Source organism: Streptomyces sp. TRD_SC_5 (genome assembly GCF_056836825.1).
Genome location: NZ_JBWZZS010000001.1, coordinates 6,271,352 through 6,292,104 on the forward strand (window position 1 = coordinate 6,271,352; position 20,753 = coordinate 6,292,104).

Annotated in this window: 14 protein-coding genes and 1 tRNA gene; 7 read left to right on the forward strand and 8 right to left on the reverse strand. The window is 69.6% G+C overall.

What is annotated here, in order from left to right; translation table 11 throughout:
- Nucleotides 1–2: 2 nt before the first annotated feature.
- On the forward strand, nucleotides 3–1,040 hold the full coding sequence (locus AC1P0E_RS28760; protein ID WP_482745018.1) for a sugar phosphate isomerase/epimerase family protein: 1,038 nt from the start codon (nucleotides 3–5) through the stop codon (nucleotides 1,038–1,040).
- A gap of 20 nt (nucleotides 1,041–1,060) precedes the next feature.
- On the opposite strand, the gene AC1P0E_RS28765 is transcribed toward AC1P0E_RS28760, so the two are convergent.
- The 4 genes from AC1P0E_RS28765 to AC1P0E_RS28780 form a co-directional block, all read right to left on the reverse strand.
- On the reverse strand, nucleotides 1,061–2,449 hold the full coding sequence (locus AC1P0E_RS28765) for an OFA family MFS transporter (protein ID WP_482745019.1): 1,389 nt from the start codon (nucleotides 2,447–2,449) through the stop codon (nucleotides 1,061–1,063).
- A gap of 119 nt (nucleotides 2,450–2,568) precedes the next feature.
- Nucleotides 2,569–4,716 carry an acetate--CoA ligase family protein gene (locus AC1P0E_RS28770; RefSeq protein WP_482745020.1) on the reverse strand — a complete coding sequence of 716 codons (2,148 nt, stop codon included), beginning with the start codon at nucleotides 4,714–4,716 and terminating at the stop codon, nucleotides 2,569–2,571.
- Complete coding sequence (gene frc / locus AC1P0E_RS28775) at nucleotides 4,716–5,945, reverse strand: formyl-CoA transferase (RefSeq protein ID WP_482745021.1); 1,230 nt, start codon at nucleotides 5,943–5,945, stop codon at nucleotides 4,716–4,718. The genes AC1P0E_RS28770 and frc overlap by 1 nt, the downstream gene beginning before the upstream one ends.
- A gap of 12 nt (nucleotides 5,946–5,957) precedes the next feature.
- On the reverse strand, nucleotides 5,958–7,640 hold the full coding sequence (locus AC1P0E_RS28780; RefSeq protein WP_482745022.1) for a thiamine pyrophosphate-binding protein: 1,683 nt from the start codon (nucleotides 7,638–7,640) through the stop codon (nucleotides 5,958–5,960).
- Between the two features lie 154 nt (nucleotides 7,641–7,794).
- On the opposite strand from AC1P0E_RS28780, the gene sucC reads away from it, so the two are divergent.
- From sucC to AC1P0E_RS28795, 3 genes are all read left to right on the forward strand, one after another.
- Complete coding sequence (sucC, locus tag AC1P0E_RS28785; RefSeq protein WP_482745023.1) at nucleotides 7,795–8,928, forward strand: ADP-forming succinate--CoA ligase subunit beta; 1,134 nt, start codon at nucleotides 7,795–7,797, stop codon at nucleotides 8,926–8,928.
- Nucleotides 8,929–8,945: 17 nt separating this feature from the next.
- The gene (gene sucD, locus AC1P0E_RS28790) at nucleotides 8,946–9,824 is read left to right on the forward strand and encodes a succinate--CoA ligase subunit alpha (protein ID WP_482745024.1); all 879 of its coding nucleotides are present in this window, start codon (nucleotides 8,946–8,948) and stop codon (nucleotides 9,822–9,824) included.
- Nucleotides 9,825–10,203: 379 nt separating this feature from the next.
- Nucleotides 10,204–11,748, forward strand: coding sequence for an aldehyde dehydrogenase family protein (locus AC1P0E_RS28795; protein ID WP_482745025.1), 1,545 nt, complete (start codon nucleotides 10,204–10,206; stop codon nucleotides 11,746–11,748).
- 10 nt (nucleotides 11,749–11,758) lie between these two features.
- On the opposite strand, the gene AC1P0E_RS28800 is transcribed toward AC1P0E_RS28795, so the two are convergent.
- Entirely contained in the window at nucleotides 11,759–13,081 is a 1,323-nt protein-coding gene (locus tag AC1P0E_RS28800) for a DUF2254 domain-containing protein (protein ID WP_482745939.1), read from the reverse strand.
- Between the two features lie 181 nt (nucleotides 13,082–13,262).
- Here AC1P0E_RS28800 and AC1P0E_RS28805 point away from each other — a divergent pair.
- The 3 genes from AC1P0E_RS28805 (at nucleotide 13,263) to AC1P0E_RS28815 (ending at nucleotide 16,797) form a co-directional block, all read left to right on the forward strand.
- Nucleotides 13,263–13,347 (forward strand) — tRNA-Leu (locus AC1P0E_RS28805).
- A 275-nt stretch (nucleotides 13,348–13,622) separates the two neighbouring features.
- On the forward strand, nucleotides 13,623–15,917 hold the full coding sequence (locus tag AC1P0E_RS28810; protein ID WP_482745026.1) for a transthyretin-like family protein: 2,295 nt from the start codon (nucleotides 13,623–13,625) through the stop codon (nucleotides 15,915–15,917).
- A gap of 31 nt (nucleotides 15,918–15,948) precedes the next feature.
- Entirely contained in the window at nucleotides 15,949–16,797 is an 849-nt protein-coding gene (locus tag AC1P0E_RS28815; protein WP_482745027.1) for a hypothetical protein, read from the forward strand.
- Between the two features lie 60 nt (nucleotides 16,798–16,857).
- Here the strand turns inward: AC1P0E_RS28815 and AC1P0E_RS28820 are convergent, their stop codons facing one another.
- The 3 genes from AC1P0E_RS28820 to AC1P0E_RS28830 all read right to left on the reverse strand — a co-directional run bounded on the left by AC1P0E_RS28820 (nucleotide 16,858) and on the right by AC1P0E_RS28830 (nucleotide 20,724).
- Complete coding sequence (locus AC1P0E_RS28820; RefSeq protein ID WP_482745028.1) at nucleotides 16,858–18,222, reverse strand: pyridoxal phosphate-dependent decarboxylase family protein; 1,365 nt, start codon at nucleotides 18,220–18,222, stop codon at nucleotides 16,858–16,860.
- 152 nt (nucleotides 18,223–18,374) lie between these two features.
- Complete coding sequence (locus AC1P0E_RS28825; RefSeq protein ID WP_482745029.1) at nucleotides 18,375–19,166, reverse strand: FadR/GntR family transcriptional regulator; 792 nt, start codon at nucleotides 19,164–19,166, stop codon at nucleotides 18,375–18,377.
- A 127-nt stretch (nucleotides 19,167–19,293) separates the two neighbouring features.
- Nucleotides 19,294–20,724 carry an aminopeptidase P family protein gene (locus tag AC1P0E_RS28830; protein WP_482745030.1) on the reverse strand — a complete coding sequence of 477 codons (1,431 nt, stop codon included), beginning with the start codon at nucleotides 20,722–20,724 and terminating at the stop codon, nucleotides 19,294–19,296.
- Between the last annotated feature and the right edge of the window lie 29 nt (nucleotides 20,725–20,753).

The following is a 20,753-nucleotide window of genomic DNA, read 5'->3' on the forward strand; positions in this document are numbered from 1 at the left end:
GCATGAGCCGCAAGGCCACCACCACCGACCCCGAGCTCACCCACAAGCTCTCCAGACGAGGCATGCTCGGCGTAGCCGCCGGCGCCACCGCGGCCGCCCTCCTCGGCGCCACGGCGCCCACTGCCACCGCGGCACAGACCGCTCCGGGCCGCGGCCGTCCCGTCCTGCCCCCCGGCCGCCTCGGCATCCAGCTCTATTCCCTGCGCGACAAGGTCTCGACCCTCGGCTTCGCCAAGGTCTTCGCCGAGCTGGAGCGCTTCGGTTACGACGAGGTCGAGTACGCCGGCTACACCCAGGGCTCCGCGGGCCCCATCACCCTCGCCCAGCTCCGGAAACTCACCCGTGACCACGGCCTGCGCGGCATAGGCAGCCACGTCAACTACTACGACGACAGGAACCCGGGCGCCTACAGCTTCGCCCAGAACCTCACCAAGGTCCTCGACGACGCCCAGGCCCTCGGCCTCAAGCACATCGGCACGGCGTCCGGCCCCTGGCGCTACGGCGCGACCGTCGACGGCTGGAAGCGCGCCGCGCAGGACTTCAACACCTACGGCGCGGCGGCCAAGGCGCGCGGCATGAAGTTCTACCAGCACAACCACGCCGAGGAGTTCTCCTTCGCGACCGACAAGCCCGACGTCCGCCTCTACGACGTGCTCCTCGCCGAGACCGACCCCGGCCTCGTCTATCTGGAGATGGACATCTACTGGGCGTACGCCGCCCAGTTCCGCTTCGGCAAGCGCGTCGACGGCACACCCGCCCCCTTCGAGCCCCTCGACTACGTACTGAAGCAGCCCGACCGTTACCCGCTCTTCCATGTCAAGGACGGCGAACACGACGCGTCCGCCCGCGACGGCTACCGGATGGCGGACGTCGGGGACGGAGACATCGACTACAAGCGGTTCATCTCGGCGGTCTCGAAGACCCGCGGCGGGCGTCGTGACCACCACTGGCAGGCGGAACACGACAACCCGGTCGAGTCGTTCGCCTTCGCCCGCAAGTCCAGCGCGCACCTGCACTCACTGCGCGAGAAGGACTGCTGACAGCCGGCAGCCAGTAACAGCTAGACCGCGTCGCGGCTGATCGGCTGCGGGTTCGGCTTGATGTGCCGGGCCCGCGGCCGACCCGGCGGGTGCAGGAAGATCGCTATGAAGCCGGCGAAGAGAGAGATCGACCCCGCCAGCACGAACGCCCCGCCGTAACCCCAGGCGCCCACTATCACGGCTCCCATGCCCGACCCGAGCAGCCCGGACACCAGCTTGGAGCTGTAGACGAGCCCGTAGTTGGAGGCGTTGTTGTTCTCCCCGAAGTAGTCCGCGGTCATCGCCGCGAACATCGGGAAGATCGCGCCGCCGCCGAACCCGGAGATGCTGGAGAACAGCAGGAACAGCGGCAGACTGCCGATGTTCCCCGAGAACAGAATCCCGTACTGGGAAAGCCCCAGCACCACGCAGACGAAGATCAGGCACTGCTTGCGGCCGTACCGGTCGGAGAGCCAGCCGATCACTCCGCGCCCGGTCCCGTTCACGATCGCCTTCAGGGACATCGCCGTGGCCACGATGCCGCCCGCGAACCCCGCCTCGTTACCGAACGGCACCTGGAAGGCGATGCCGAATATGTTCACACCCGACGTACACAGCAGGCAGAACCACATCAGACCCACGCGCCCCGTCTGCCACGCCTCCCTCGGTGTGTACTGCTTCACGGCCGGCGGGTTCTTCTCCAGCGCGCGCCGCGCCCGCGGGTCGTCCGGCTTGCGCAGCGGGTCGATCTCGGCGGGCCACCAGTTCTTCGGAGGGTCCTTGAAGAAGTACCCCGCGAAGGCCACCACACCGGCGAGGAAGACACCGACGGCGACCAGCACCCACCGGAAGTTCGTCAGGTCCATGTAGCCGGTGAAGATGAACACGAACGGCACGGACCCGTAGGCGAACCCGCCGTTGACGAAACCGGTCTTGCCGCCCTTGCGCTCCGGATACCACTTGCCGACCATGTTCACGCAGGTCGCGTAGACCATGCCGGCGCCCATACCACTGAACATGCCGAAGCCGACGTACGCCACGATCACGTGCGGCGCGAACGCCAGCGACAGATAGCCGAGCAGGGTGCCCACCGCGCCGAGCATCATCGCCCAGCGGGCCGGCAGCTTCCCGCTTTCCCGCAGTTTTCCGGCCGGGAAGGCGACCGCCGCCTGGAAGAACACCCACACGCCGAGCATCCAGAAGATGTGATGGCTGCCCCAGCCGTGGGCCGTGTGCAGGGTTTCCTCGGCGGACGCGAACGCGTACTCCGCCGAGCTGATGCCCATCATTCCCACCCAGGGCAGGATGACCATCCACTTGCGTGGCCGGCCCATGATGTCCACATCGGTTTCGCCCAGCCGGTACATCCGGCCGTTGGCGTCCGTCACCTCCCTGTACGGGACGGACGATGAGATGTCTGTTGTCGCCATGTCGATCGAACCCCTTGCGTCGAAGAAGCCTGGGCAGCGCCCCCTGTCCGTTCTCTTCGTGCCGGGGCCGCGCGGCGAGCGGACGCCGCCGGCCCCGGTGCTCCGAGCCGCTGCTCAGCTCATCGACCGCCTCCCAACAACCCCGCCGCGCGTGCCCACTTGTACTTCGCGCCGAGCACCTCCACCGGCCTCTCCGTCGTGTACGGATACGCGACGACGCCCCGCTCGTAGAGGTACGCGCAGGCCTCCTCGACCTCCACATCGCCGGCCAGCGACGCGACCACCGGCTTCTCGATGCCGCGCGCCCGGAACTCCTCCACGACCCGCGCCGTCAGCTCCGCGAAGACCATCGGCGGCGTGACGATCGTGTGCCAGTAGCCGAGCACCAGCGCGTGAATCCGCGGGTCCTCCATGCCCAGCCGGATGGTCGCCTCGTACGTCGAAGGGGGCTCGCCACCCGTGATGTCGATCGGGTTGCCGGCTGCCCCGAAGGGAGGGATGAAGGCCTTGAACGCCGCGTCCAGATCGTCCGGGATCTCCATCAGGGACATCCCGTTGTCGACGATCGCGTCCGACAGCAGCACACCGGAGCCACCCGCCCCCGTGATGATCACGACGTTGTCGCCCTGTGGCGTCGGCAGCACCGGCAAGGCCCGCGCGTACTCCAGCATCTCGTTCAGGCCCGGCGCCCTGATCACCCCCGCCTGCCGCAGGATGTCCTCGTACACCGCGTCGTCACCCGCGAGGGCCCCCGTGTGCGATCCGGCCGCCTTCGCGCCCGCGCTCGTACGGCCCGCCTTCAGCACCACGATCGGCTTCTTCCGTACGGTCGCCCGAGCCGCGTCGACGAAGGCCCGCCCGTCCTTCAGGTCCTCCAAGTGCATGGCGATGCACGTCGTGTTGGGGTCCTCACCGAACCAGGTCAGCAGGTCGTCCTCGTCGAGGTCCGACTTGTTGCCGAGCCCGACGATCGCCGAGACACCGGTCTTCGTCGTACGGGCGAACCCGAGGATCGCCATCCCGATGCCGCCGGACTGAGAGGTCAGCGCCACCCCGCCCTTGACGTCGTACGGCGTGCAGAAGGTCGCGCAGAGGTCCTGCCAGGTCGAGTAGTAGCCGTAGATGTTCGGCCCGAGCAGGCGTACGCCGTGCCGCTCGGCGATGGCCACGATCTCCGCCTGGAGCGCGTGCTCGCCCGTCTCCGCGAAGCCGGACGGAATGAGCACGGCATTGGGAATCCCCTTGCGCCCCACTTCCTCCAGTGCCGCCGCAACGAACTTGGCGGGGATCGCGAAGACCGCCACATCCACCTCACCCGGGACATCCGTCACACTCTTGTACGCCTTGCGGCCCAAGATGTCATCGGCCCGGGGGTTCACCGGATGGATCTCGCCGGGAAAGCCGCCGTCGACGAGGTTGCGCATCACCGAATTGCCGATTTTGCCCTGCTCGTTGGAGGCGCCGACGACCGCCACCGACCTCGGCTGCATCAGCCGCCGCATCGAGGTGAGGATCTCGTCCCGGCTGTACTGGCGACGGGGCGCGGGAGAGGGGCCGCCGAGCAGGACGCGTACGTCGGCCGCCATCACCCCGTCCGCCGTGGCGAACACGGGGTTGAGGTCGATCTCCGCGATCTCGGGAAAGTCCGCGGCCAGTTGCGACACCCGCACGATGAGGGCCGCCAGCGCCGTACGGTCAACGGTCGCCCCGCCTCGCACACCGCGCAGTATCTCGGCCGCCCGGATCGAGTCGAGCATGGAGAGCGCGTCGGCCTCGGAGGCCGGGGCGAGCCGGAAGGTGATGTCCTTCAGGACCTCCACCAGCACCCCGCCGAGCCCGAACGCCACGATCTTCCCGAAGGTCGGATCGGTGACGGCCCCGACGATGACCTCCTGCCCCGCCGGCACCATCTGCTGGACCTGGACACCCCGGATACGCGCCTTCGGATCGTACGCACGGGCATTGGCCACGATCTCCGTGAACGCCGTCCGCACCTCGCTCGGCGACTTCAGCCCGGTCCGCACCCCGCCCGCGTCCGTCTTGTGCACGATCTCGGGCGAGACGATCTTGAGCACTACGGGGAAACCGATCCGGGCGGCGAACGCGACGGCGTCGTCCACGGTCTCGGCCAGCGCCTCCGCCGGCACGGGTATGCCGTAGGCGTCTGCTATCAGCTTCGCCTCCGGGGCTGTCAGCGCCCGACGGCCCTCGCTGCTCGCCGCGTCCAGTACGGCCCGTACGGCTGAGGCATCGCGTCGCGCGGTCATCAGATCACCCCGTTCGTCTTGAGCAGGCGCAGCTCCTCGTCGCCGAGCCCGAGCTCGCCGACGTACACCTCCGCGTTGTGTTCACCGAGCAGCGGTGACGTGACCACCTCGAAGGGGGAGTCGGACAGCTTGATGGGGTTGCCGACGGTGGTGAAGGTGCCGCGTTCGGGATGCTCGACCTCGACGACCATCTCGTTCGCGGCGAGCGACGCGTCCTCGAAGATCTCCTTGGTGGAGAGGATCGGCCCGCAGGGGATGTTGTGTGCGTTGAGCTGCTCCAGCACCTGCCACTTGGGGAGGGTCGAGGACCACTCCTCGATCAGCTGGAACATCTTGCCGAGCTTGGGCAGCCGGTCCGCAGGAGTCGCCCACTCGGGGTCGTCGGCCAGCTCCGGCCGGCCGATCAGCCCGGACAGCGGCCGCCAGCCGACGGGCTGGACGATGACGTACACGTAGTCGTTGGGCCCGCCCGGCGCACACTTGACCGCCCAGCCCGGCTGCCCCCCGCCGCTCGCGTTGCCGCTGCGCGGCACCTCGTCGCCGAAGTCCTCGTTCGGATACTCGGCGAGCGGACCGTGGGTGAGGCGCTGCTGGTCGCGCAGCTTCACGCGGCACAGGTTCAGCACGGCGTGCTGCATGGCGACGTTGACGCGCTGGCCGCGCCCGGTGTTCTCGCGCTGGAAGAGCGCGGCGAGGATGCCGGCGACGGCATGGATTCCGGTCCCGGAGTCGCCGATCTGCGCCCCGGTGGCGAGCGGCGGGCCGTCCTCGAAGCCGGTGGTGGACATCGACCCGCCCATGGCCTGGGCGACGACTTCGTACGCCTTGAAGTTGGTGTACGGGCCGTCGCCGAAACCCTTGATCGAGGCGTAGATGATCCGCGGGTTGATCTCCTGGATGCGCTCCCAGGTGAAGCCCATCCGGTCGACGGCGCCGGGCCCGAAGTTCTCCACCATCACGTCGGAGCGCCTGATGAGCTCGGTCAGGATCTCCTTCCCGCGCTCGGTCTTGGTGTTGAGGGTGATGCTCCGCTTGTTGCAGTTGAGCATCGTGAAGTAGAGGGAGTCGACGTCCGGCAGGTCGCGCAGCTGCCCCCGGGTGATGTCGCCGCTCGGCGCCTCCAGCTTGACGACGTCGGCGCCGAGCCAGCCGAGGAGCTGGGTGGCGGAGGGGCCGGACTGTACGTGGGTCATGTCGAGGACGCGCACGCCCTCAAGAGCCTTGGTCATGGGAGCCCTCCCCTACTTGTACATGGTCTGGTTCATGGTTCCGGGGGCGTACACATCCGGGTCGAGCCACACATTGATGAGCGACGGCAGCCCCGACTCCCGGGCGCGGCGCAGGGCGGGCGCGATGTCGCCTGGGTCGCGGACCTCTTCGCCGTAACCGCCCAGCATCTGCGCGAACTTGTCGTAGTGGACGTCGCCGAGGGTGTTGCCGACCCGCTCGCGCTCGTCGCCGTACTTCGCCTTCTGGCCGTAACGAATCTGGTTCATCGAGGAGTTGTTGCCGACGATCCCGACGAAGGGCAGGTCGTAGCGGACGAGTGTCTCGAAGTCCCACCCGGTCAGGGAGAACGCGCCGTCCCCGAAGAGCGCCACGACCTCCTTGTCGGGCCGTGCCTGCTTCGCCGCGAGTACGAAGGGCACTCCGACGCCGAGCGTGCCGAGCGGTCCCGGGTCCATCCAGTGGCCGGGGGCCTTGGGCTGGACGACCTGCCCGGAGAAGGTGACGATGTCGCCGCCGTCCCCGATGTAGATCGAGTCCTCCGTCAGGAAGTCGTTGATCTCGTCGACCAGCCGGTACGGCTGGATGGGCGAGGCATCGGACTTCAGCTGCGGCAGGCGCTTCTCGATGGCCGTCTGCTCGGCGGTACGCAGTTCCTCCAGCCAGGCTTTCCGTTTGACGGAACCGCCGTTCAGCCGGCCCGACGCGGCTTCGGTCACGGACTTCAGGATCAGCCCGGCGTCGCCCACGATCCCCAGGCCGATGTCCCTGTTCTTCCCCACGGTCCGGTAGTCGAGGTCGATCTGCACGACGGTCGCGGTCGGCGAGAGCCGCTTTCCGTATCCCATCCGGAAGTCGAAGGGCGTACCGACGATGATGATGAGGTCGGCGTTGGCGAACGCGTAGCGCCGCGAGAGCTGGAAGTGGTGCGGGTCGCCGGGCGGCAGCGTTCCGCGCCCCGCGCCGTTCATGTACGCGGGCACGTTCAGCGTCCGTACGAGCTCGGTCGCCGCGTCCGTCGCGCGCGTCGTCCAGACCTGGCTGCCGAGCAGGATCGACGGCTTCTCGGCGTGTACGAGCAGATCGGCCAGCTTCTCGATCGCCTCGGGATCACCGGCGGCGCGTGTCGACGCGCGGTACTGCCCGGCCCGCGGCACGCGTGCCTTGTCGACGGGCACCTTGGCGTCGAGTACGTCGCGCGGGATCTCCAGGAAGGAAGGCCCGGGGGCGCCGTGGTAGCACTCGCGGAACGCCATGGACACCATGTCGGCGGCCCGCGCCGTGTCCGGCACGGTCGCGGCGAACTTGGTGATCGGCGTCATCATGTCGACGTGCGGCAGGTCCTGGAGGGACCCCATCTTGTGCTGGGTGTGCGCGCCCTGGCCGCCGATCAGCAGCATGGGCGACTCGGCGCGGAAGGCGTTGGCGACACCGGTGACGGCGTCGGTCGTACCGGGGCCGGCGGTGACGACGGCGCATCCCGGCTTTCCGGTGATGCGGGAGTAGCCGTCGGCGGCGTGGGCGGCGACCTGCTCGTGGCGTACGTCGATGACGTCGATGCCCTCGTCGACGCAGCCGTCGTAGATGTCGATGATGTGGCCGCCGCAGAGGGTGTAGATGCGGTCGACCCCTTCTGCTTTGAGCGCCTTGGCGACCAAATGCCCACCGGAGATGAGTTCCTGGCTGTCGTCGGGCATGGCGATGTCCGTTCCCTTCGTAGGGGTACTGGAGCGATGACGCGGTAGATTGCATACAGTCGACGAATACTGTATGAAGCTTGTTATCCCGCATCCGGTGGGTGGTGTCCAGGGGGCGTGCGGCACTTTCCGACGAGGATTGAGGAAGCCGGTTATGGACCTGTACGAGCACCAGGCAAGGGAACTCTTCGCGCGGTACGGCGTCTTGGTGCCGGCCGCCGAGGTGGCGCACACACCCCGCGAGGCACGGCGCGCCGCGGAGCGCCTCGGCGGCCGCGTCGTCGTCAAGGCGCAGGTGAAGACCGGGGGCCGCGGCAAGGCGGGCGGGGTGAAACTCGCAGCCGACCCGGCGGCGGCTGAACTGACCACACGTCAGATGCTCGGCATGGACATCAAGGGCCACACCGTCCGCGAGGTCATGCTTGCCCAACCGGTCGACATCGAAGAGGAGTTCTACGTCTCGTACGTCCTCGATCGCACCGCCGGCCGCTTCCTGGCCATCGCGTCGGCCGAGGGCGGCATGGACATCGAGGAGGTCGCGGCGACCCGCCCGGAGGCGGTGGCCCGCATCCCGGTCGACCCGGACGAGGGCGTCACCCCGTCCAAGGCCGCCGAAATCGCCGCGACGGCGGGGCTTTTGCCGCAGGTGGCGCCCGTACTCGAGCACCTGTGGCAGGTCCTGACCCAGGAGGACGCCCTCCTGGTGGAGGTCAACCCGCTCGTACGGACCACGGACGGACGGATCCTCGCCCTCGACGGAAAGGTGACGGTCGACGACAACGCCCGTTTCCGTCAGGCGCAGTGGGGGACGCAGTCCCACGACCCGCAGACGGACCCGCTCGAAGCGGCGGCGACGGCCAAGGGCCTCAACTACGTCAAGCTCGACGGCGAGGTCGGCATCATCGGCAACGGCGCAGGCCTCGTCATGTCGACCCTCGACGTGGTCGCCGGCTGCGGAGCCCGCCCCGCCAACTTCCTGGACATCGGGGGAGGGGCATCGGCCCAGGTCATGGCCGACGGCCTGTCCGTCATCCTCTCCGACCCGGCGGTGAAGTCGGTCCTCGTCAACGTCTTCGGCGGCATCACGGCGTGCGACACCGTCGCCGACGGCATCGTCCAGGCCCTGGAATCAGTCCGGTTGACCCGCCCCCTCGTCGTACGCCTCGACGGCAACGCCGCCGCCCGGGGCCGCGCCATCCTCGACGACCGCGCCCACCCGCTCGTCCGCCAGGCCACGACTATGGACGGCGCCGCCCGCCAAGCCGCTCAACTAGCCACCACCACCTGACCCGGGGAGAGACCGACATGGCGATCTACCTCACCAAGGAGAGCAAGGTCCTCGTCCAGGGCATGACCGGGGCCGAGGGCATGAAGCACACCCGCCGCATGCTCGCCGCGGGCACCGACGTCGTGGGCGGCGTCAACCCGCGCAAGGCGGGCCGCGTCGTCGACTTCGACCACCGTACGGTCCCGGTCTTCGCCGCGGTGTCCGAAGCGATGGCCGCCACAGCCGCCGACGTCACGGTCGTCTTCGTCCCCCCGCCCTTCGCCAAGGCGGCGGTCGTCGAGGCGGCGGACGCCGGCATCGGCCTGGCGGTTGTGATCACGGAAGGCATCCCCGTCCACGACGCCGTCGCCTTCCACGCGTACGCCAAGGCACGCGGCACCCGTGTCATCGGCCCCAACTGCCCCGGCCTGATCAGCCCCGGCCAGTCCAACGCCGGAATCATCCCGGCGGACATCGCCACCAAGCCCGGCCGCATCGGACTGGTGTCAAAGTCCGGCACGCTCACCTACCAGCTGATGTACGAACTGCGCGAGACGGGATTCACGACCGCCGTCGGCATCGGCGGCGACCCGGTGATCGGAACCACCCACATCGACTGCCTCGCCGCCTTCGAGGACGACCCGGACACCGAACTCATCATCCTGATAGGCGAGATCGGCGGCGACGCGGAAGAACGAGCGGCGGCGTACATCTCGTCCCACATCACCAAGCCCGTCATCGGCTACATCGCCGGATTCACCGCCCCGGAGGGCAGGACGATGGGCCACGCGGGCGCGATCGTCTCGGGCTCGTCGGGCACGGCGGAGGCGAAGAAACGTGCGCTGGAAGCAGCGGGTGTACGGGTCGGCGCGACCCCCTCCGAGACGGCGTCGCTTGCACTTTCCCAACTGGCGTGACATCGCGCACAGTTGAGCCGCCGGTGATACCTCGGGTCGGCTGACGTCGCTACGGTCCAAGCAGGACCGCCCTGAGGGCGTGCCGGCAGAGTGCCCTTTCCCCGACCCGCCCCTTCCCGCTGTGACAATGTGCGGCTCCGCCGCGTGGGGGTTGCCGCGTGCTGAGAGTCCAGCACGGCAACATCCAGCCCGTCCGGCGTTTGAGGACACGCCCGGAGGGCGTCCGGAGGTCTGGGGGCTTGCCCCCCACGCGGCGGAGCCGCAAAGTGTCGCAGCGGGAAGGGGCGGGGTGGGGAAACGCTCCGCCGGACACGTCCTGCCGCACCGACGCTCGCGCCACTCAGTCCCGCCCCGCCCCCTTCATGAGCGGAGAGAACAGATGGCACCCACCCTCACTCTCAAGCCCGGAACAGCCTGGTCCGACGCCTGGCAGCGCTGCCTCGCCGTTGCCCCCGAGGCCTTCCAGGACGACCGCGTACTCAATCACTGGGCCTCCGCCTGGAAGCCCGACGGCCGCGCCTTCGCCGCCACTTCGCCCGTCGACGGCAGCCCCATCGCCGGGCCGCCGCGCCTCGACTCCGCCACCGCCGCACAGGCGGTACGCGCGTCACTGGACCAGCACCGTGCCTGGCGCCACGTCCCGCTGCCCGAGCGCCGAGCCCGCGTAGCGGCAACGCTCGACGCCCTCACCGAACACCGCGAACTCCTCGCCCTCCTCCTCGTCTGGGAGATAGGCAAGCCGTGGCGCCTGGCCCAGGCCGACGTCGACCGCGCGATCGCCGGCGTGCGCTGGTACGTCGACGGCATCGAGCCCATGCTCGCCGACCGCACCCCACTCGCGGGCCCGGTCTCGAACATCGCCAGCTGGAACTACCCGATGTCCGTCCTGGTCCACGCCATGCTGGTGCAGGCCCTGGCCGGCAACGCCGTCATCGCCAAGGCCCCGACCGACGGCGGCGTGGCCTGTCTGACCCTCGCCTCGGCCCTGGCGGCCCGCGAAGGCATCCCCGTAACCCTCCTCAGCGGCAGCGGCAGCGAACTCTCCGAGTCCCTGGTCCGCTCACCGGAGATCGGCTGCGTCTCCTTCGTGGGAGGCCGCGACACGGGTGCCCGTATCGCCACCGCCGTGGCCGACCTCGGCAAGCGCCACATCCTCGAACAGGAGGGCTTGAACACCTGGGGCATCTGGAACTACTCGGACTGGCCCACCCTGACCTCCCTCATCCCCAAACTCTTCGACTACGGCAAGCAGCGCTGCACCGCCTACCCGCGCTTCGTCGTCCAGCGGACACTGTTCGACGAGTTCCTGGCGGCGTACCTCCCCGCCGTGCGCTCCATCCGCACCGGCCACCCCCTAGCCGTCGAGAACCCCGAAGACCCGCTCCCCACCCTGGACTTCGGCCCGCTCATCAACGCGGCCAAGGCAAAGGAACTGGCCGACCAGGTCACCGAGGCCATAGACCGAGGCGCGGTCCCGCTCCACCGCGGCTCACTCACCGACGCCCGCTTCGTCCCCGGCCAGGACACCAGCGCCTACCTGCCGCCCGTCACTCTCCTGAACCCGCCCCCATCGTCCCCCCTCCACCACGCGGAGCCGTTCGGCCCGGTGGACACGATCGTCCTGGTCGATACGGAGGCGGAACTCCTCGCCGCGATGAACGCCTCCAACGGAGCCTTGGTGGCGACGCTTTCCACCGACGACCCCTCGACGTACGAACGCCTGGCACCCCAGGTCCGTTCCTTCAAGGTCGGCCACGGAAAGCCCCGCTCGCGAGGCGACCGCGACGAGCTCTTCGGCGGCTTCGGCGCGTCGTGGCGAGGCGCGTTCGTGGGCGGGGAACTCCTCATCCGCTCAGTGACCGAGGGCCCGCGGCCCGACGAACGCCTCCCGGGCAACTTCCCCGACTACCACCTGATGCCCTGACCCGGAGGCTTTAGCCAATGCCCTGATGATCGGGGAGCAGGGCGAACGCCCGCTCGGCCGCCTCCGGCACCGTACGCTCCACGGCCTGGACGAGGAGCGTACGGTGCCGCAACAGCGGCTCCCGCCTCTCCTCCGGCGCCAGCAGCAACAGATCGTCGATCCCGGCGAGCAGCCGCCGTGACACCTGCGGACTGCCGACCGCGCACCCCCTGATCTCGGCGAACCCGAGATCCACCAGATCGGCCCACCCCGGCACGTCCTGCACCAACCGCACCGCGCCCCGGCCGTCCCGGTGATGCACGGCCCCGAGCGGCCGCTCCACCACCGCGGCGAGAAACTGAACAATCCGGTCCAGGCACTGCACGGCGGTGGTCGGGTCATTGACGGCCGACGAAAGCGCCCGCAGCGCGATGTCGGACAGCTGCCGCAGCCCGAACCCGAGATCCTGGTGCGACGTGCGATCGACCCCGACGGACACGGTGTACTGGAGCGACCGCCGCGACGGCGTGCCGTCACCGTGAACGGACAGCACCGGCGTCCCGGGCACGACGAAATCCCCGATCCGGGGAATGAGCCGCAAGACCACCCCCTCCCGCCTGGCGGCCCGTACCAGCCGCGCCACGTTCACATCCCGCAGCACACCGGCCCGCCCGCGATGCGCGACCCGCCCGCTCTCGGCCACAAGCGGCTCCGGCCCCGGTTCCCCGCCGGCCTGCCTGGCCAGCACGCGGAACGAATCCCGCGCGATACGTTCGACGACGGGCCCGACCTGCATCAGCCGCAGCGTGGCCGACACGTATGCGATGAACAACAACAAACTCAGCAAGACCATGAGCATCACCACGATGCTCTGCACGAGCGGCACGGTGGTCACCAGCCGCGGATCGGCCTTGCTGTCGTACTGGGTCAGCACCAGCAGCGAGAACAGGAACGTCGCAAGAAACACGGTCAGCGTGAGCTTGGTGATCCTGCTCCGTACGAAGATCCGCACGACCCGGGGCGTGAAACCCCCGCTCGCCATCTGCACCGCCACCAGCGAGATGCTGAAGACCACACCGATGAAGGTCATCATCGCCGAGCTGATCGTGGTGACGATCGTCTTGGCGTCGTCGGCGATCGAGATCAGATCGCTGACCGCGTCGTACGCCTTCTCGCCCTGCAGATACTCGACGATCTCCGCATCCAGCGCCGACGCCGCCCGCCACACCGCGAACGCGCACACCAGCCCCAAGCTCGGCGCGAACCAGAAGGTGTCCCGAAGATGCTCCCGCAACGGCGACAGCGCCCGCGGCCGACGGTAGCCACGTCGGCCGGATCCGTATCCGTAACTCACCGCGCGAACGCTACGCGTACACGGACGGCAACACACGGTGCACACGGCGGCGGAGCGGCGTCGAGATCGCGCCGAGCAACGCCGCCACAAGCCACTGACCACGGGATACGCAGGTGAAAGCCACCCCGAACCCCTGGTATTGTTTTCCATGTCGCCGCGGGAAACCGGGGCCGACCACCTGGTCCGGGTGGCGGAATGGCAGACGCGCTAGCTTGAGGTGCTAGTGCCCTTTATCGGGCGTGGGGGTTCAAGTCCCCCCTCGGACACTCTTTGTATATGCGTATTGAGAGGGTTGTGACTCAGTCACGATCCTCTTTTTCGTGTTGCCGCTCGGAGTCGGTCCGCGGGCCTCGTGCAGCGGGTGCCGGGGGGCGGAATCGGCCATTTCTGAGACCGACGAGCGTTTCTGGGTCAGGTGTGAACAGTCCTGCCATCATCGGATGCATGTCCGTCGGTTGACGGAGTACGTTCAAAGATGGGGGCTCTCTTGAAACGGAAGTTGCGCGCCGCGTTACTCACCGTGGCGCTCTTGGGTGGCGGAATGGCCGCTGTGCCGGCGTCGGCCGAGGAGATACCGGACGGTGCTGCCCGTACCGCTGCCTGTAAGGCCCAGCCCGACCGGGGTGTGCGCTGTGTGGGCGTCACCGCCAAGTTCAATCACAAGATCTCCCGGAGTCGTTCGGCCAACCTCTCGGTGAAGCTGGACCCCCGTATTGACATACGCGGCGTCCGTCTGGAGATCGACCTTCCCGCAGCCCTGCGCTTCGCCGGGCAGCCCGACGGCTTCGAGGTCGCGCGCCACGTCTCCGCGTTACCGGACAACGGCGGCTCGGTCACCACGGCCATACGCACCGTCGATCTGAAGGGGGGCCGCAAGGCGGCCTACTCCCTGCCGGTCGAGGCCGTGAATGTCGGTGAACTGGCTGTACGAGTAAAGGTATTGCCGCCCGCGGGGCATGGTGTGGCCATCGAGGAGCCCGTCCTCGCCACAGTCGGCGAGGACCAGGCGTCCTCCCGGCTCGGCCTCGGCAAGGGTCCGTTCGCGGCATCGGCCGTCCCCAAGGACGCCAAGCCCACCGCGCCCACCCAGCTGTCCGCCGAAGGACTCGGCAGCGAAGGCCTGGCCGAGCCGCACTCCGACGACCGTCCGGCCGAAGAACCGGGCACCGGCGCACCGGCCGCACTGGCACTGACCTGCGTACGCGGCTCCTTCGGCTACCAGGACGCCGGCGGCGCCTGGCGCACCTCTGCCAACCTCCAGGTCCAGGTCTGGGACGAGGACCCCGGCAACAGTGACGACCTGCTGACCGTCGGCCTCACCGACGACAACGGCGCCTACCGGCTGTGCTTCGACAACAGCACCGACGCACGTGGCGGCCAGGACGTCTACCTGGTGTTCGTCACCCAGAACGGCCAGTGGGGCGTCGAGCGTGACGACGACGACGAGTACAGGTTCCGCAGCGGACAGCGCGACAACCTCGGCGACGGCACCACAACCGACTTCGGCGTGCTGCGCCCCACCGACGCCCGGCTCCACGGCTCCCTGCGCGCGTACAGCTGGGCCAATGCCGCCTCGGCGTGGACGCCCGGCGACTGCTGGGACTCCAAGGACACCGACTGCCGGCGCATCGACATCAACTGGCACCCGGACGACGACCCGGGCGGCTCCTTCTACCGCCCTGGCGAGGACGAGATCTACCTGGTGCCGCAGGACGCCGACGACCGTAACGTGGTCGCCCATGAAATCGGCCACGCGGTGATGGACGACGTCTACGACGACAACAACTTCGACACCCAGTGCCCGTCCCCGCACCTCATCACCCGGACCTCCAGTCGGCCGTGCGCGTGGTCGGAAGGGTTCGGCGACTGGTACGGGGTGGCGGTCTTCAACGATCCGGTGTACGTCGACGGGGGCGCGGCGCCCTTCACCGTCGACTTCGACAACCACACCTGGGGAACGGCCGGCTGGGACAACGGCGACGCCGTGGAAGGACGGGTGGCCGGCGCCCTGTGGGACCTGGTCGACGGGGACGGCGAGGCGCCCTGGGACCAGTACGGGGAGGGCCTGACCAACGTCTGGAAGACCTTCCTCGATCACAGGGACACAAACTTCCAGGAGTACTGGAACCACCGGGCCGAGGACGGCTTCGAGGTGGGGGACGGGGCTCTCGGCAGCCTCTTCCAGAACACCATCGACTACGGCTTCCGCAACCCGCTCACCAACCAGGTCCCGCTGGAACGCCCCACTCCCGAACCGGCCCACAACTACCGCTTCGACACCGTGAAGCGCTTCTGGTCCGTCGTCGCGATGCGCCCGCCGGCCGCCGCGGACTACGACCTGTCGCTCTATGACGACCGTGCCCAGAGTCAGCTTCTGGGCTTCAGCGGCCAGTTGGCCGGGGTCACCGACTTCGTCGCGGTGAACTCCAACCGCCGCGAGGCGGGCGACTACTTCCCGCGGGTCAACGTCGTCAGCGGCAACGGTGACTACCGGATCGAGGCGGACGAGACCGAAGGCATCTTCAGCGGCTCCCCGTCCGTCACTCTCGGCGCGGGCCGCCTCGCAGCCGTCTGGGACATCTGCCTGACCGCCGGTGAGGAGGCGACGTACACCGTGACCCCGTCCGATCCGGGACAGGACGCGGAGCTCTTCGTCTTCGACGCGGACCGGGCCGGGGCCGACCATGTCGACTCCCGCGCCGGGGCGGCCGAGAGCGGCACGGCCAACGGGCCCGGCGGGCCGGAGTCGGTCACAGTCACCCTGCCGTCGGGTTGCCACGGTCTGGTGGTCGTCAACAAGGCCGGCAGCGGCACGTACACGCTGACCAAGTCCTGACTCCGTACTCCACCCAGGGAAGGCGCGGCACATGAAGAAGCGGACGGGCGTACGGAACCGGAAGGTCCCGTACGCCCGTCCCCTCCACATGCGTACCGTCCGGACCGCCCCGGCTCTGCTGATCACCTTCGTCACACTCGGCACATCCTGCGCCGCCCCCCAGGCCCCCGCTGCTCCGAAGCCGCCCTCTGCCGGTCCCACCGCGCTCCTGGTCGGTGTACGGGCGGTCCCGGGTACTCCGTCGCCGCAGATCCTGCGCACTCTGCCCCGGCTGTCGCTCTACGGAGACGGCCGGATGATCGCGCCGTCCGGCCGCACGGGCGCCCTGCAAACGGCCACGATCCGCCGCCTGTCCGACGCGCGGGCGCGCGAGCTGTACGGGGACGCGTACACGACGGCCCGTACTTCCGTCCCCTCGCCGGAGGTGGTGGACGGGGGCGTGCTCGCGCTCACGGTCGCGGAGGCGGGCCGCACCGGAGCCGACCTGCCCGCGCCGGTCGAACTGCCACTCCAAGCGGACGAGATCGCGGCTTTCTACAAGCGGTCGGACTCGGAGAAGTGGCCTGGCGAGGCGTTCCGGAGCGAACCGCGCTCCTACACACCGGCCCTGCTTGCCGTCTTCGCGACGCCGGCCGCGCCCGCCCGCACGGAGCCGGCCGCCTGGCCGTACGGCGACCCCGGCCGCACGGGGACGCCCACCCGCGAGGGCCAGTGCACGGTCCTCGCCGCGGAACCCGGCCGCGCCGCGCAACGCCTGGCTCGCGCCGCCACGCCGGTCACCGTCTGGCGCGTGCCGGGCGGCCGGACGTACCGCCTCGACTTCCGTCCGCTGCTGCCGCACGAACGCGGCTGTGGAGACTTGGGCGACCTGGGCGCCTGACTGCCCGGGGCGACTGGAGCAAGCCCTTCGAGGGTGGCGCGGAAGTCGCCTGCGGGTGGCTCAAGGACGGAGGGAAGCGAGGATTTCGCGGACCGTTTTCTCTGTGATGTCCGGGTGGAGGAAGGCGAGGCGGGCTACCGTTTCGCCCTCCCACACCGTTGGGGTGATGAAGGCCGTGCCCGCCGCCAGGAGCTTCTTCGACCAGGTGTAGTAGTCCGAGGGCAGCCAGCCCGTTCGGCGGATCAGGACCACCGTCAGTTCGGGCTCGCGGAGTAGTTCCAGGCCTTCCGTGTCGTCTACCAGGCGGGCCGTGCGGTGGGCCATCGCTGCTCCCTTGGCCACCGCGTCGCGGTAGGCGTCCGTGCCGTGTACGGCCAGGGAGAACCACAGCGGCAGGCCTCGCGGGCGGCGCGTCAGGTGGTACGCGTAGTCGCTCGGGTTCCACGGCTCGGTGGCGTCGTCGGCTCCGTGGATGGCGTCCAGGTACGAGGCGTCCTGCGTGTGTACGGCGCGGGCCAGCTTCGGGTCGCGGTAGAGGAGGGCGCCGCAGTCGAACGGCGCGAACATCCACTTGTGCGGGTCGACCACCAGCGAGTCCGCGTGCTCGATGCCGCGCAGGCGCTCCCGCAGCTCGGGGACGAAGAGCGCTCCGCCGCCGTACGCCGCGTCGATGTGCAGCCACAGGTCGCGGGCGCGGGTCTGGTCGGCCACACCCGCGAGGTCGTCGATGATGCCGGCGTTTGTGGTGCCCGCTGTTGCGACAGCGGCTACTACCGGTGCGCCGCCGTCCTGCTCCGAGGCGTCCAGGGCTGAGCGGAGGGCCTCGCCGGTGAGGCGGTGGTCCGTGGTCGGGACGACCAATGCCTCTACACCGAGGATGCGCAGCGTATTGCCGACCGAGGAATGGACCTGGTCGCTCACCGCGATCCGGACCGGGGCGCGCTCGTCCAGGCCCAGCCGGTGGCGGCCGGTGTCGCGCGCGACGACCAGGGCCGACAGGTTGCCCGCCGAGCCGCCGCTCACGAAGCAGCCGCCGGCGGAGGGAGGCAGGCCCGCCAGGTCCGCGAACAGGCGCAGCACCTGGTTCTCGGCGGCCACCGCGCCCGACGCCTCCAGCCAGGAGACGCCGTGCAGGGAGGACGCGGACAGCACCATGTCGAACAGGGCCGCGGCTTTGGTCGGGGCGCCGGGTATGAAGGCCAGGAACGCCGGGTGGTCGCAGGAGACGACGGTGGGTTCCAGTGCGCCGGTGTACGTCCGGAGTACGTCGGCGGCGGGCTGCGGCGCCGGGCCGATCGCGTCCTTCAGGGCGAGCGCGAGCTCCTCGTGGTCGCCCAGGCGGCCGAGTGGCGGCGGGTCCAGCCTGAGCCGGTGCAGGAGGTGGTCCATGACCTGCTGGGTGAGGTCCTCGTCGTAAGAGTGCACGAGGCTCTCTCCTGTCGGCCGGTCAGGCGGTCGGTCGGGTGGCGGGCTGCGTCAGGCTGGTGCGCCGATGGGGGTTTCCTCAATGGGTTCCTGCTGGACCCTTTCCTGGAGGGTAGGCGGCCTCGGGGGCGGACGTCAATCGCGCCGGGTCCTCAGTCCTGGGTGGCGAACTGGTCCAGCAGCGTCAGGAACTGGCGGTGCGAATCGCGCAGGTGCTCCCGCATCCGGGCCTCCGCCGCCTCCCCGTCGCCCGACAGCACCGCGAGTGCGATCGCCTCGTGCTCCTCCCGGAAAGCGAAGCCGAAGTCCCGGTCCGGCGGGTAGACCCGGCTCCAGTCCGAGCCCAGCCACAGGGCGTTGCTCCCCACGAACATCTCCGTGCGGGCCCGCGTCACCGCCTCCGCCAGCACCTCATTGCCGCCGGCGGCCGCGATGCCCAGGTGGAAGGCGGTGTCGACGCGGTGGTACTCGCCGAGATCCGCGACCTTGGTGTCGAGCAGCGATACGAGTTGCCTGCGGGCCGCGCCCGCACCGCGCTCGGCCGCCAGCCGCGCCGCGAACGGCTCGATCGCCTGCCGGTACTCCATGTAGTCCCGCAGCGAAGCCCGGATGCCGGCGGTGATCGTGGCCCGCGCGCCGCTGCGGCCGGGCCGTGCCGGTGCCACCCGGGTGCCGCCCGAGCGGCCCAGGGTCGTCATGACCAGGCCTTCCTCGGCCAGCTCGCGCAGTGCCTGCCGCACGGTGTTGCGGCCCACGCCGAAGGTGGCGGCCAGCTCCCGCTCGGTCGGCAGCCGGTCGCCCGGCTCGAAACCGCCGAGCGCGATGCGCTGGCGCAGAGCCTCTGCCACCACGGCGTGCGACGCCGCGTGCCGGATGCTGTTCGTCTGCGGCGGCGGGGGCGTCGGGGGGGATGTCGGCTCGCCACCGCTTTTGCTGCCGCTCACGAGTGCTCTCCCCCGATCGTGGCCACGCGCCTGCCGTCGTGGCCCTGGTCCCTATGTTATTGGATTCTGGCTGGACCCTATTGGTGGCCCTGATGGGCGGCGTCGCCGCACGTACACACGCTTGCGCTCAGCGCGGCGCTGTGAGGTCCCGCATCCAGGTCTCGACCTCGGCGGAAGTGCGGGGCAGGCCGGCCGACAGGTTCTCGTTGCCGTCGGCCGTGACGAGGATGTCGTCCTCGATACGTACGCCGATGCCCCGGTACTCGGCCGGCACGGTCAGGTCGTCCGGCTGGAAGTACAGGCCCGGCTCGACGGTCAGTACCATGCCGGGTTCCAGGATTCCGTCGACGTACGACTCCGTGCGCGCCGTGGCACAGTCGTGTACGTCGAGTCCCAGCATGTGGCCGGTGCCGGCCATGGTGAAGCGGCGTTGCAGGGCGAGGTCGTAGACCCGCTCGGCGGGGCCCTCCAGCAGGCCCCACTCGACGAGCCGTTCCGCCAGGTACCGCTGCGCCGCCTCGTGGAAGTCCCGGTAGCGCGCACCCGGCCGCACGGCGTCGATGCCGGCCTGCTGCGCCTCGTACACCGCGTCGTAGATCCGCCGCTGGAGAGGGGTGAAGGTGCCGTCGATGGGGAGCGTGCGGGTGACGTCGGCGGTGTAGAGGGTACGGGTCTCCACGCCCGCGTCGAGCAGGAGCAGCTCGCCGGGGCGCACCTCGCCGTCATTGCGCACCCAGTGCATGATCGTGGCGTGATCGCCCGCGGCGCAGATGGAGCCGTAACCGACGTCGTTGCCCTCCAGTCGGGCCCGGCGGAAGAAGGTGCCCTCGATCCAGCGCTCGGAGGTGGCCACGGCGGTTGCCAACTCCCGTACGACATCGGTGAAGCCGCGGACCGTGGAGTCACAGGCCTTTCGCAGCTCGCCGATCTCCCACTCGTCCTTGACCAGGCGCATCTCGGCCAGGGCGGCTTTGAGGTCGTTGTCGCGTTCGTCGTCAGTGTTCTGGTTCTCGACGGCGGCCTCGAGGGCGGCGTCGTAACCGCGCACGATCCGGGTGGGTGCCGCGGGGGCTGCGCGCAGTTCGTCGGCTGCCCTGCGTACGTCCCGGCAGGGCAGGCCCAGCATCATCGAGGCCTCGGCGAGGCTGTTCCTGCGGCCCACCCACAACTCGCCCTTGGCGGCGCCCTGCCAGAACTCGCCGCTCTCGCGGTCGGAGCGGGGGAGGAGGTACGCGGTCGCCTCGTGACCGCCGTCCGCCAGCGGTTCGAGGACCAGCACTGCGTCCTCGGTCTGGTCGCCGGTGAGGTGGACGTAGTCACTGGAGGGGCGGAAGGGGTAGTGGCTGTCGTTGGCGCGCACCTTGAGGTTCCCGGCCGGGATCACCAGGCGCTCGCCGGGGAAGCGGGCGGAAAGCGCGGCGCGGCGCTTGGCCGCGTACGGGGTCTGCTCGGCCGGTTCGAGGTCGCGGCGCTCGGTGTCCGCCCAACCCGTCTTCATCAGCTCGGCCAGTTCGTCGGAGACGGTCGGATAAAGGCTGTTCTTACGGCCTTTGGACACGTGAGGCCTCTCTCTGCTTGGTCGCCTGC

Coding starts and splice junctions, on each gene's coding strand:
- AC1P0E_RS28760 (WP_482745018.1), top strand. CDS start 3: ATGAGCCGCAAGGCCACCACCACCGACCCCGAGCTCACCCACAAGCTC.
- AC1P0E_RS28765 (WP_482745019.1), bottom strand. CDS start 2,449: ATGGCGACAACAGACATCTCATCGTCCGTCCCGTACAGGGAGGTGACG.
- AC1P0E_RS28770 (WP_482745020.1), bottom strand. CDS start 4,716: ATGACCGCGCGACGCGATGCCTCAGCCGTACGGGCCGTACTGGACGCG.
- frc (WP_482745021.1), bottom strand. CDS start 5,945: ATGACCAAGGCTCTTGAGGGCGTGCGCGTCCTCGACATGACCCACGTA.
- AC1P0E_RS28780 (WP_482745022.1), bottom strand. CDS start 7,640: ATGCCCGACGACAGCCAGGAACTCATCTCCGGTGGGCATTTGGTCGCC.
- sucC (WP_482745023.1), top strand. CDS start 7,795: ATGGACCTGTACGAGCACCAGGCAAGGGAACTCTTCGCGCGGTACGGC.
- sucD (WP_482745024.1), top strand. CDS start 8,946: ATGGCGATCTACCTCACCAAGGAGAGCAAGGTCCTCGTCCAGGGCATG.
- AC1P0E_RS28795 (WP_482745025.1), top strand. CDS start 10,204: ATGGCACCCACCCTCACTCTCAAGCCCGGAACAGCCTGGTCCGACGCC.
- AC1P0E_RS28810 (WP_482745026.1), top strand. CDS start 13,623: ATGGCCGCTGTGCCGGCGTCGGCCGAGGAGATACCGGACGGTGCTGCC.
- AC1P0E_RS28815 (WP_482745027.1), top strand. CDS start 15,949: ATGAAGAAGCGGACGGGCGTACGGAACCGGAAGGTCCCGTACGCCCGT.